Source organism: Mycobacterium sp. NGS68, from assembly GCF_059812195.1.
On the sequence record NZ_JCALCE010000003.1, the window covers coordinates 77,238 to 88,682 of the forward strand.

An 11,445-nucleotide genomic window follows, 5' to 3' on the forward strand; every position below is an offset into this window, starting at 1 on the left:
ATGGGGAAGAAATCAAGTCTTTTGGCGGCCGCGGCGATTGCCGTCGGCGTCGTCGCAGCGCCGGGCGCCGCAAGCGCAGACCCGAACTTGCAGGGGCTGATCCCGGTCCCGGCGAACAGCCAGCGCACCGACGGGCCGGATTCCATTCATGACAACGGCATTCACCTGCACTTCCTGGTCAACGGCTCGCCGACCGATGTGATGAACGCCTACCAGTCGGCGCTGCAGGGCAAGGGCTGGGCGGTGACCGTCCAGAATTCGGGCGGTGGCGGCGGGGGCGGCGGTGCCACCTACACCGGCACCAACGCCGCGTCCTACGGCGTGTTCACCGGCGGTGGCTATGGCGGCACGACCGACGTCGACGCGTGCGCTTGGCCGGCCAAGCCCGCCAACACCGACTGCGGCAGCGGCCACCGGTAATTGCCAGGGCGGTTGGCGACCCGCGTTCGATTAGCGGGCCTCAACCGCCATACTCAATCCATGGTGTTTACCGTGGTTTTCGGCAACGGCGAAGCGCGGGACTACGGCGCCTTCGACAGCTTCGAGGTCACCGCCGCCGGCGTACTGATCATCGAGATGAAGCGCGACGACATCAACCGGCATTATGTGGCGCCCGGCGCGTGGCTCGAGGTGGTCGAGATGGTCGACGGCACGCCCGTCCGCATGTCGCGGGGGATCATCGGACACCGCCCGAAGATGTAGCCTTCCCCGGGCTCGCGGGGGCGTCAGGCGAGCGCGTCCCCGCCGCTTTCCGCGACACTTAACTGGTGGCGACGACACGCCGAGGACGTTCGCCGTGAGTTAAGTCTCGCCGCCCGGGCTGCGCAGCCGGTGGCACGCCCTAGTCGAGGCTCTCCCAGAAGCGGGCGAGCGCCTCCGCGCCGCGAGCCGGGTCCTCCACCATCCACCAGTGCCCCAGCCCGTCGAGCACCTCGGTGTGGGCGCCGGCCTGATCGGCGGCGCGACGGCGGGTCTGCTCGCCGCCGATGTAGGGATCCTCGCTGGCCAGCAGCGACAGGCCCGGCCGAGCCCGTGCGTTGCCCAGCGCGCGTCCGGCGTCCGCCATCGCAGGCTGGGCCGCCGAGCGGTACAACAGCAGGATCGCCCGCCCCATCTCCGGGCCCTGCTCCGCGGCGATCGACGCCGCGATGTCCGAAGGTATGCCCAGCGCGGCCATCTGGTTGGCGCGGTCCTCGACCGTGCCGCCGATCAACGTCTCGACGAGTTCCTCGCCGGCGTCGGGCGTCTGCCACACCTGGGCCATGTCGTGCCAGACGTAGTCGGCGTCGAACAGCCCGACGGCATCGCTGGCCCAGCTGCGCACGAGTTCCGGCCGGTGCATCGCCACGTTCACCACGTGGCCGCCGCCCCAGTCGTGACCCACCAGATCGATTGGTTCGCCGAGGGTTTCCAGCTGCTCTTCGAGCCAGTCGCGGTAGTCCAGGTAGGTCGCGCCGAAGCCGTCGGGCAGGGGAGCGCCGAATCCCGGCGGCGACAGGCACACCACGTCGTCGCGGCCGAGGGCTTCCACCATCGGACCCCAGATCGCGTCCGTCTCCGGATTGCCGTGCACCAGAACAATCGTCATGCTCCACATCCTGGCATGGCGCAGGGGGCCACCGAATGCGACACCGCGTCGCAGGGGTCGCAAGGTAGCGTGAGGTCCGTGGGCGGTATCTCCGGGTTTCGATCGGCCGACGCACGAGCCTCTTTCTGCCGGCTGTACGACGCCGCGCTTGCCGCGAGTCCGGTTCCGGTCGCCGAATCGGATGTCGAGACATCGTGGGGACGCACACACGTGCTCACTGCGGGAGACGCGTCGAACGCGTCGTTGGTTGCCATCCACGGCAAGTCCTTCAACTCCACGTCATGGTTGCCGATGCTGACCACGCTGATACCGAATCACCGGGTCACGATGATCGACGTCGTGGGTGATCTGACGAAAAGCGTTGCCGCGAAGGCCATCACCAAGTCAGACCACGTCGTTGCCTGGCTGAGCGAGACGCTCCGGGCACTGGAGATCGACCGCGCCACCGTGCTGGGTGCGTCGTTCGGTGCGTGGATGGCGGCGCAATACGCGTTGGCATTTCCCGCGCGCGTAGATCGCCTCGCGTGGCTCTGTCCGGCCGGGCTCGGCAGCAATCTAGACGTGGGCTGGATCGCTCGTGCCTATTTCGCGACAAGCGTGCGGCCCACCGCCGACCGCATCGGGTTGTTCCTCGACTCGATGGCCACATCCGCGGGGCGCCAGCGGTTGCGGGCGGATCCGTGGCGACTTGTCCGCGAGCAATTCATCAACGGCACGTTGGGATTCAAGCCGGCCCTCATCACGCTCCGGCCGACACGGTCGGACCTGCGTCCGCTTGCGTCCGCGAGAATTCCGGTCCTTACGGTGCTGGGCAGACAGGAAACGGTGCACGACGGACCACGGGTGGCGGCTAGGTTGCGGCAACAACTGCCCGACGCGCGCATCGAGCTGATCGACGCCAACCACATCGTCACCGTCGATCAGCCGGAGATCGTCGAGGGCCTGCTCGCCGACTTCCTGACGCCGCGGCCGTAGGGCCGAGCAGACGCAAGAGCCCCCGACACGCCGGGCGTGCGGGGGCCTTTGCGTCTGCTCGCGGGAGGTTTAGACGTCGTAGTACAGAGCGAACTCGTACGGGTGCGGGCGGATGTTGACCGGAGCGATCTCGTTCTCCCGCTTGAAGCTGATCCACGTCTCGATGAGGTCAGGCGTGAAAACGCCGCCCTCAGTGAGATATTCGTGGTCGGCCTCGAGCCGGTCGATCACGTCGGCCAGCTGGGTGGGGGCCTGCGGGATGTTCGCGGCCTCCTCCGGCGGCAACTCGTAGAGGTCCTTATCGACCGGCGACTGCGGCTCGATCTTGTTCTTGATGCCGTCCAGCCCGGCCATCAGCATGGCCGCGAACGCCAGGTACGGGTTGCCCGACGAGTCGGGGCAACGGAACTCGAGTCGCTTGGCCTTCGGGTTGGTGCCGGTGATCGGGATACGGACACACGCGCTCCGGTTGCGCTGGCTGTAGACCAGGTTGATCGGTGCCTCGTAGCCGGGAACCAGGCGCTTGTAGGAGTTCACCGTCGGGTTGGTGAACGCCAGCAGCGACGGCGCGTGGTGCAGCAGGCCGCCGATGTAGTGGCGGGCGGTGTCCGACAGACCGGCGTAGCCCGTCTCGTCGTACATCAACGGGTTGCCGTTCTTCCACAGCGACTGGTGCGTGTGCATCCCGGAGCCGTTGTCGCCGAACAGCGGCTTGGGCATGAAGGTGACCGTCTTACCGGCCTGCCATGCGGTTTGCTTGATGATGTACTTGTACAGCTGCATGTCGTCGGCGGCGTGCAGCAGGGTGTTGAACTTGTAGTTGATCTCGGCCTGACCGCCGGTGCCCACCTCGTGGTGGCCCTTCTCCAGGCTGAAGCCCGCGTTGATCAGGTTGCGCAGCATGTCGTCGCGCAGGTCGACGTAGTGGTCGACGGGTGCCACCGGGAAGTAGCCGCCCTTGGGACGAACCTTGTAGCCGCGGTTGGGGCTGCCGTCGGATTCGTTGGGCTCGCCCGTGTTCCACCAGCCGGAGATGGCGTCCACCTCGTAGAAGGAGCCGTTGGTGCGCGAGTCGAAGCTCACCGAGTCGAAGATGTAGAACTCGGCCTCCGCGCCGAAGTACGCGGTGTCCGCGACGCCCGTGCTGATCAGGTAGTTCTCGGCCTTGCGCGCGATGTTGCGCGGGTCGCGGGAGTACGGCTCGAGGGTGAAGGGGTCGTGCACGAAGAAGTTCAGGTTCAGCGTCTTGGCGGCACGGAAGGGGTCGATGATCGCCGTATCGGGGTCCGGCAGCAGCAGCATGTCGGACTCGTGGATCGACTGGAAGCCGCGAATCGACGAGCCGTCGAAGGCCAGGCCCTCGTCGAAAACGCTCTGGTCGAAGAACGACAGGGGAATCGTAAAGTGCTGCATGATTCCGGGCAGGTCACAGAACCGGACGTCGACAAACTCAACGTCTTCGTCCTTGGCAAGTTTGAAGACGTCGTCGGGCGTCTTTTCTGTCACAGGTGGCTCCTTTACTTGGTGATTCGCGGCCGACGCTATGGAGTTGATGTTGCTCGTCAGTCAACGCCGTGTTGCGCAGACGTTACGTGAGTATTCCGCCCGCAACGGAACTCGGCTAACCCCGGCCCTATTGTGGGGGCCATGGCCCGCAAGATCGTAACCGGTGTGCGTTGAGCTGGGTTCCGGGACCACGTTGATGACCACCGCAGGATCGCAGCCGGGCTATCCGGGCGCACGGCTCGGCTTGCCGCAGAGCGGACCGGGTTCCCTCGCGCCGACGGGCCGTCGCCTGCTGGCGCTGATCATCGATTGGCTGATCGCCTATGGCCTGGCCCTGCTCGCGATGAAGGTCGGCGCCTTTTCCCAGGCGATGTTGTCGACGATGGTTCTGGTCGTCTGGCTGGTGCTGGGCGCCGTCGCTGTGCGCCTGTTCGGGTTCACGCCGGGGCAGTTGGCGCTGGGTCTGCAGGTGGCGGGGGTGAACCGCCGGGTGGGGATCGGCCGGCTGTTGGTGCGGGGTCTGCTGATCGCGCTCGTGGTCCCGGCGCTGTTCATCGACAGCGACGGACGCGGCCTGCAGGACCAGCTGACGAATACCGCCGTGGTGCGGCGCTGACGTGCGTTGAGGCGCGACGGGGTCTACTTGCGACGGACCGTGCGCTGCACGCCGCGCATCTTGCCGGAGTTGGGCAGCGGCCCCTTGGGCATCTGACCGGCGCCGGCCCGCGATCCCAGCGCCGCCAGCCGGGACTCCAGCGCGTCCATCTGCTTGGCGTTGATGTTCATCGGCAGGCGGGTGAGGTGGCGCTGCAGCTTGGCCAGCGGGACCTCGCCGTCGCCGTTGCCGACGACGATGTCGTAGATCGGCACATCGCCGACCAGCCGCGCGGTGCGTTTCTTCTCCTGCGCCAGCAGCGGTTTGACCCGGTTCGCCGAGCCCTCGCCGACCAGGATGACGCCGGGCCGGCCGAGCACCCGGTGCACCGCGTCGAAGTGGCCGGTCGCGGCCACCCCCGGGGTCACCCGCCACTTGCCACGCAGGTTGTCCAGCGCCCACGCCGCCGCGCCGGTCTGCCCCTCGGCCTGTCGGTAGACGCTGCGCTGGGCGCGGCGGGTGAAGATGATGAACGCCACCAACAGGCCCAGCACCACGCCGAACACGATCATCGTGATCATGCTGAAGATGCCGTCGGTCCAGACACCGACCGCCGACGAAATGCCCGCGATCAGGACGAAGGCGCCGATCATGTACGGCAGCAGGCGCTTGTCCTCCTTGCGCTGCATGTTGAACGCCTGCCACATCTGGGCGCGGCGCTCCTTGCCGGCGGCCTTGGCGGCGGCCTTCGCCTCGGCTCGGGCGACCTTATTCTCCGCAGCGGATCGGGACTTAGCCATAGTCACCAAGGATAGTTGCGGTCGGTGCGGGCGATCGAGGCGCGGCGGCCTATTAAACGGCCCGAGCGGCGGCTTGCTGATATAGCCGCCCCGCCCGGTACGACGACCGGACCAGGGGCCCGGCCAGGACGCCCGCGTAGCCGAGCCCTTCGGCGTAGCTCGCGTACTCGTCGAACTCCTCGGGCGGCACCCAGCGCTCGACCGGGTGATGACGCGTCGACGGCCGCAGATACTGCGTGATGGTGACGATGTCGCAGCCGGCGGCACGCAGATCCTCCAGGGCGGTGCGCACCTCGTCGGGCGTTTCACCCAGGCCGAGAATCAGGTTGCTCTTCGTGACCAGCCCGGCGTCCCGCGCCGCAGTGAGCACGCCCAGGCTGCGCTGGTAAGTGAACGCCGGCCGGATCCGCTTGAAGATGCGCGGCACGGTTTCGACGTTGTGCGCCAACACTTCCGGGCGTGACTCGAAGACCTCGTTGAGCCGGACGGGCTCGCCGTTGAAGTCGGGGACCAACAGTTCGACGCCGGTCGTCGGATTCAGCGCCTTGATGGCGCGCACGGTTTCGGCGTAGAGCCAGGCGCCGCCGTCGGGCAGGTCGTCGCGGGCGACGCCGGTGACGGTGGCGTATCGCAGGCCCATCGTCTGCACGCTCTCGGCGACCCGGCGCGGCTCGTCGCGGTCCAGGGCGGCCGGCTTTCCGGTGTCGATCTGGCAGAAGTCGCAACGACGGGTGCACTGGTCGCCGCCGATCAGGAAGGTGGCTTCCCGGTCCTCCCAGCATTCGAAGATGTTGGGGCAGCCGGCCTCTTCGCAGACCGTGTGCAGGCCTTCGCGGCGGACCAGGCTCTTGAGTTCGGTGTACTCGGGACCCATGCGGGCCCGGGTCTTGATCCACGGCGGTTTGCGCTCGATCGGGGTCTGCGCGTTGCGCACCTCTAGGCGCAGCAGTTTGCGGCCTTCCGGAGCGACAGTCACGCCGTCGATGCTACGCGGGCGGCGCTGGGCTGCCAGGTCAGGGCGATGCGGCCGTCCAGGGCGTCGACGACGGCGTCCGCCACCTGTTCGCGGACCTCGCCGACGGTGACCGTGCGGCCCAGCTCGGCCGTCAGCGACGTCACCCCGGCGTCGCTGATGCCGCACGGCACGATCGTGGTGAATGCCCCCAGGTCGCAGTCGCAGTTGAGCGCGAACCCGTGCAGCGTGGTCGCGCGCGACACCCGCACGCCGATCGCGGCCACCTTGCGTGCCGGCCGGCCGGGCACCCACACGCCGGAACGGCCGTCGACCCGGCCAGCCTCGAGGCCCAGGTCGGCGCACACCGTGATCAGCGACTCCTCAAGGCGTCGAACATAATTGACCACATCGAGCGGTTCCGCCAGCCCGATGATCGGGTAGCCGACCAGCTGTCCCGGGCCATGCCAGGTGATCTTGCCGCCTCGGTCGGTGTCGACGACGGGTGTGCCGTCCATCGGCCGTTCGTGCAGCTCGGTGCGCCGCCCTGCCGTGTACACCGGCGGGTGTTCCAGCAGTAACAGGGCGTCGGGACCCCCGGCAACGCGCGTGTCGGCCAGCTCCCGCTGCAGCTGCCAGGCGGCGACGTAGTCGATGCTGCCCAGCCAGCGAACATCGATCGCAGTCTCCTGGGACCGGATGGAGCCCATGCTGGTGAGGGTACCCGGCTGCTCTGTCTGGTGTTTGGCTGCGATCAGCGCCGGTGGCACGTAACGGCGCGGGCTGCGAATCCCTTGTGTCACTTGCGTTTCAGGAGTCCCAACGCGGCCGTTTGTGTCGGTGGCCGGGCGTAGCGTTTCGAACATGAGTTCGACTGAGGTGGTCGGTGCGGCGTTGGACGCGCTCGATGCCGCCCTCGAAGCCGTGCTGGGGCTGGACTGCGAGGCGTTGGGCACGGTGGAGCGGTTGGGGGTGCTGGCGCGGGTGGAGCGGGTGCGCCGGCGGCTGCCCGCGGTCGAGCATCCGCTGCTCAACCAGCTGGCCGCGACCGCCACGGCGGAGGAGTTGGGCGGCAAGCTGGCGTATGCGGTGGCGGAGTGGACGCTGATCCGCCGCGGCGAGGCCGGGCGGCGGATCGCGGCGGCCGCGGATCTGGGGCCGCGGCGCGGGTTGACCGGGGAGCCGCTGGCGCCGCTGCTGGCCGCGACCGCGGCCGCCCAGCGCGCGGGCACACTCGGTGAGCAGCAGGTGGCGGTGATCCGCAAATTCGTCCACGGCCTACCCAGCTGTGTGGACGCCGCCACCCGGGAGAGCGCGCAGGCGCGGCTGGCTAAGGAGGGCACCCAGTTTCGGCCCGAGCAGCTCGAGAAGCTGGCCGATCGCCTCACCGACTGCCTCAACCCTGAGGGCGCCTACCGCGATGAGGACCGCGCCCGGCGGCGCGGGCTGACCCTGGGCCGCCAGCAGGCCGACGGCATGTCAGAGCTGCGCGGGCTGCTGACACCGGAAGCGCGCGCCACCCTGGAAGCGGTGTTGGCCAAGCTGGCCGCCCCGGGCATGTGCCACAACGAAGACCAGGTGCCGTGTGTGGACGGCGCCCCGTCCCAAGAGGCGATCGAGCAGGACCGGCGCTCAGCCAGTCAGCGCAATCACGATGGGCTGCTGGCCGCCAACCGGGCGCTGCTGGCCTCGGGGAAGTTGGGTTCCCACCACGGGTTGCCGGTGTCGATCGTGGTCTCCACCACGCTGGCCGAGCTGGAAGCCGGCGCCGGGTGCGGGCTGACCGGCGGGGGCACCCTGTTGCCCATGAGTGAGGTGCTGCGCCTGGCCAGCCATGCCCACCATTACCTGGCCATCTTCGACAAGGGCAAGTCGCTGGCGCTGTATCACACCAAGCGGCTGGCTTCCCCCGCACAGCGGCTGGTGCTGCACGCCAAATTCGGCGGCTGCACGGCCCCGGGCTGCGACGTCCCCACCTACTACACCGAGGTCCACCACGTCACCGACTACGCCAAATGCCGGGTCACCGACATCAACGACCTCACCCCGGGCTGCGGCCCGCATCACCGCATGCTCGCCGCCGGCGGTTGGCTCACCCGCCAAAACACCGCCGGCCAAACCGAATGGATCCCACCCCCACACCTCGACCGAGGCCAACCCCGCACCAACACGTTCCATCACCCCGAGAAACTCTTACGCGACGGAGACGACGACGAAGACGGAGAAGTAAGTTGACCGCGTCAGTCCACATCCCGCTCAGCGGTGGCGTACGCCAGCGCTTCGCCGATGGTGTTGTGGTGGAACTGAAATCCGGCGCGCTCGAGCGCCGACGGGATGGCCCGCTGCCCGATGAGCAGGCCCTCGTCGGCGAATTCGCCGAGGGCCGCGCGCACCGCGAAGCCGGGCAGCGTCAACGGCGTCGGGCGGTTGACGGCGCGGCCGAAGGCGGTGGTGAACTCGGCGTTGGTCACCGGCGCCGGCCCCGTCATGTTGACCGGGCCGGCCAGCGTCGGGTGCGAGATGGCGAACAGCAACGCCCGCACCTCGTCCTCGAGGCTGATCCACGACATGTACTGCCGGCCGCTGCCCAGCCGCGCGCCGAGGCCGACGGAGAACAGGGGGCGCATCTTGCGCAGCGCACCGCCCGCGGGGCCTACGACGACGCCGGTACGGGCCAGCACCACGCGGGTGCCGCCGTACTGCGCCGGCAGCGTCGCGGCTTCCCAGTCCTCACAGAGCTGCGCAAGGAAACCCGAACCGGCGCGGTCGTTTTCGTCGACCACACGGTCCTTGCTGTTGCCGTAGTAGCCCACCGCGCTGGCGTTGATCAACGTCTCGACACCGGCGTCGACGACGGCGGCGGACAGCACCTCGGTGGGTGCGATCCGGCTGTCGCGCAGGCTCTGCTTGAAGGCACCCGACCAGCGCCGCTGACCGACGTTGACGCCGCACAGGTTGACGACGGTGTCGACCTCGGTCAGCGCGTCGACGTCGAATTCACCGCTTTCGGGATTCCAGTGCAGCTCTTCGGAATTCGCCGGCGTCCGGCGTACGATGCGCAGCACCCGGTGATCGTTGGCGCGCAGTGCCGCAGCCAGGGCCGAACCGATCAGGCCCGAGGAACCCGCTATCGCAATGACGGGTTTCGACACGTCGTCACAGCCCTAAGTCGGCCTCGAACGCTCCCTCTTCGAGCCGGTTCTTGATGGTAGTGAGGAAGCGTCCGGCGTCGGCGCCGTCGATCAGGCGGTGGTCGTAGGTCAACGGCAGGTAGCAGATCGAGCGGATGCCCACCGACTCGTTGCCGAAGGCGTCGGCGACCACCCGCGGTCGCTTGACGATGGCCCCGGTGCCCAGCATGGCGGCCTGCGGCGGAACCAGGATCGGGGTGTCGAACAGGGCGCCCTGGCTGCCGATGTTGGTGATCGTGAACGTGCCACCGGAGAGCTCGTCGGGCTTCAGATTGCCCGACCGCGTACGGGCCGCAAGATCGGCGATGGCCCGCGCCAGCCCGGCCAGCGACAGGTCGCCGGCGTTGTGGATGACAGGGGACAGCAGGCCCTGTTCGGTGTCGACGGCGAAGCCGAGGTGCTCGGCGTCGTAGTAGGTGATCTCCTTGGTTTCCTCGTTGTAGCTCGCGTTGACGTTGGGGTGAATCTTGAGGGCGTCGATCACGGCGCGGGCGATGAACGGCAGGTAGGTGAGGTTCACCCCCTCGCGCTCGGCGAACGAGGCCTTGCCCCTGGCCCGCAGCGCCACGATCTTGGTCATGTCGACCTCGTGGGTCTGCGTGAGCTGCGCGGTGGCCTGCAGCGATTCGCGGGTCTTCTTGGCGGTGATCTGCCGGATCCGGCTGGCCTTCTGCGTGCTGCCGCGCAGGTGCGCCAGTTCCGGTGCCGGGGTGGGCGCCTTGGCGGCAGGGGGAGCGGCAGGGGGAGCCGACGCGGCGGCGGGTGCCTGGGCGGCGGCAGGCGGGGCCTTCTTCTGCTCCGCGAGGGCCAGCACGTCCTGCTTGCGGATGCGGCCGCCGACGCCGGTGCCGGTGACCTCGGCGAGGTCGATGTTGTTCTCCGCGGCCAGTTTTCGCACCAGCGGGGTGACGTACGGTGCGCCGTCAGCGCCGCCTTCCGGCTCGGCCTTGGGCTCCGGCTTCGGCTCGGGCTTGGGCTCCGGTTTGGGTTCGGGCTCGGGCTCGGCCTTGGGTTCCGGCTTCGCGGCTTCCGGTTCCGGCTCGGGCTTGGGTTCCGGTTTGGGTTCGGGTTTGGGTTCGGGCTTGGGTTCGGGCTTCGGCTCGGGCGCCGAGGCGGCGCCGGAGTCGGAACTGCCGACCTTCGCCAGCTCGCCGCCCACCTGCACCACGTCGTCCTCCTCGGCGGTGATGCTGAGCAGGACACCGGCCACCGGCGACGGGATCTCGGTGTCCACCTTGTCGGTGGACACCTCGACCAGCGGCTCGTCGACCTGAACCGAGTCGCCGACCTTCTTGAGCCACCGCGTCACGGTGCCCTCGGTCACCGACTCGCCGAGCTCGGGCATCAGCACTGGCGTCGCGCTGCCCCCGCCCGACTCCTCCTTGGCCGGCGCCGACGGCTCCGGTTCCGCCTGCGCTTCGGCCTCGGGCTCGGGTTCGGGCTCGGGCTCGGGCTCGGGCTCAGCTTCGGGTTCGGGCTCGGCCTCGGCGGCACCCCCGGACGAGTCGCCGTCCGACGCGCCGTCGTCCGACCCGTCGCCGATGAGTGCCAAATCTCCGCCGACCTCGACGGTGTCGTCCTCCTGGGCGATGATCTTGGTCAGCACACCCGCGGCGGGGGAGGGGATTTCGGTGTCGACCTTGTCGGTGGACACCTCAACCAGCGGCTCGTCGACTTCGACGGTGTCGCCTTCCTGCTTGAGCCAGCGGGTGACCGTTCCCTCGGTGACGCTCTCACCAAGTGCCGGCATCTGGACGGAGAACGCCATCGCTTTTGACTCCTCGATCACTCGTGGGTCGGCCCAAGTCGTCATCTGGCTTACCACACCGCCCTGTTGC

Annotated in this window: 12 protein-coding genes; 5 read left to right on the forward strand and 7 right to left on the reverse strand. The window is 68.5% G+C overall.

Features of this window, described 5'->3' with window-relative positions:
• Both AC5Y5V_RS05165 and AC5Y5V_RS05170 read left to right on the forward strand, forming a co-directional pair.
• A complete protein-coding gene (locus AC5Y5V_RS05165; protein WP_499931663.1) occupies nt 1-420 on the forward strand; it encodes a hypothetical protein in 420 nt (139 codons plus the stop codon).
• Between the two features lie 60 nt (nt 421-480).
• Entirely contained in the window at nt 481-702 is a 222-nt protein-coding gene (locus tag AC5Y5V_RS05170) for a hypothetical protein (protein ID WP_499931665.1), read from the forward strand.
• 139 nt (nt 703-841) lie between these two features.
• Here AC5Y5V_RS05170 and AC5Y5V_RS05175 read toward each other — a convergent pair whose 3' ends face one another.
• The gene (locus AC5Y5V_RS05175) at nt 842-1,588 is read right to left on the reverse strand and encodes an alpha/beta fold hydrolase (protein ID WP_499931667.1); all 747 of its coding nucleotides are present in this window, start codon (nt 1,586-1,588) and stop codon (nt 842-844) included.
• 210 nt (nt 1,589-1,798) lie between these two features.
• Here AC5Y5V_RS05175 and AC5Y5V_RS05180 point away from each other — a divergent pair, with 210 nt between their 5' ends.
• Entirely contained in the window at nt 1,799-2,563 is a 765-nt protein-coding gene (locus AC5Y5V_RS05180; RefSeq protein WP_499931669.1) for an alpha/beta fold hydrolase, read from the forward strand.
• A gap of 69 nt (nt 2,564-2,632) precedes the next feature.
• On the opposite strand, the gene glnA is transcribed toward AC5Y5V_RS05180, so the two are convergent.
• Nucleotides 2,633-4,069, reverse strand: coding sequence for a type I glutamate--ammonia ligase (glnA, locus tag AC5Y5V_RS05185; protein WP_499931671.1), 1,437 nt, complete (start codon nt 4,067-4,069; stop codon nt 2,633-2,635).
• A gap of 196 nt (nt 4,070-4,265) precedes the next feature.
• On the opposite strand from glnA, the gene AC5Y5V_RS05190 reads away from it, so the two are divergent.
• Nucleotides 4,266-4,685: an RDD family protein gene (locus tag AC5Y5V_RS05190; protein ID WP_499931673.1), complete on the forward strand. Its 420-nt coding sequence runs from the start codon at nt 4,266-4,268 to the stop codon at nt 4,683-4,685.
• Nucleotides 4,686-4,708: 23 nt separating this feature from the next.
• On the opposite strand, the gene AC5Y5V_RS05195 is transcribed toward AC5Y5V_RS05190, so the two are convergent.
• From AC5Y5V_RS05195 to lipB, 3 genes are read right to left on the reverse strand one after another with little or no spacing between them, the layout of a single operon-like run.
• Nucleotides 4,709-5,464, reverse strand: a complete 756-nt coding sequence (locus AC5Y5V_RS05195; RefSeq protein WP_499931675.1) for a DUF4191 domain-containing protein — start codon at nt 5,462-5,464, stop codon at nt 4,709-4,711.
• Between the two features lie 52 nt (nt 5,465-5,516).
• Entirely contained in the window at nt 5,517-6,440 is a 924-nt protein-coding gene (gene lipA, locus AC5Y5V_RS05200; RefSeq protein ID WP_499931677.1) for a lipoyl synthase, read from the reverse strand.
• On the reverse strand, nt 6,437-7,126 hold the full coding sequence (gene lipB, locus AC5Y5V_RS05205; protein WP_499931679.1) for a lipoyl(octanoyl) transferase LipB: 690 nt from the start codon (nt 7,124-7,126) through the stop codon (nt 6,437-6,439). The genes lipA and lipB overlap by 4 nt, the downstream gene beginning before the upstream one ends.
• Before the next feature lie 154 nt (nt 7,127-7,280).
• Here lipB and AC5Y5V_RS05210 point away from each other — a divergent pair, with 154 nt between their 5' ends.
• Complete coding sequence (locus tag AC5Y5V_RS05210; protein ID WP_499931681.1) at nt 7,281-8,651, forward strand: HNH endonuclease signature motif containing protein; 1,371 nt, start codon at nt 7,281-7,283, stop codon at nt 8,649-8,651.
• Nucleotides 8,652-8,656: 5 nt separating this feature from the next.
• On the opposite strand, the gene AC5Y5V_RS05215 is transcribed toward AC5Y5V_RS05210, so the two are convergent.
• Both AC5Y5V_RS05215 and sucB read right to left on the reverse strand, forming a co-directional pair.
• Nucleotides 8,657-9,568, reverse strand: a complete 912-nt coding sequence (locus tag AC5Y5V_RS05215) for a TIGR01777 family oxidoreductase (protein ID WP_499931683.1) — start codon at nt 9,566-9,568, stop codon at nt 8,657-8,659.
• Nucleotides 9,569-9,572: 4 nt separating this feature from the next.
• Complete coding sequence (gene sucB, locus AC5Y5V_RS05220; RefSeq protein WP_499931685.1) at nt 9,573-11,375, reverse strand: 2-oxoglutarate dehydrogenase, E2 component, dihydrolipoamide succinyltransferase; 1,803 nt, start codon at nt 11,373-11,375, stop codon at nt 9,573-9,575.
• Nucleotides 11,376-11,445: the final 70 nt, after the last annotated feature.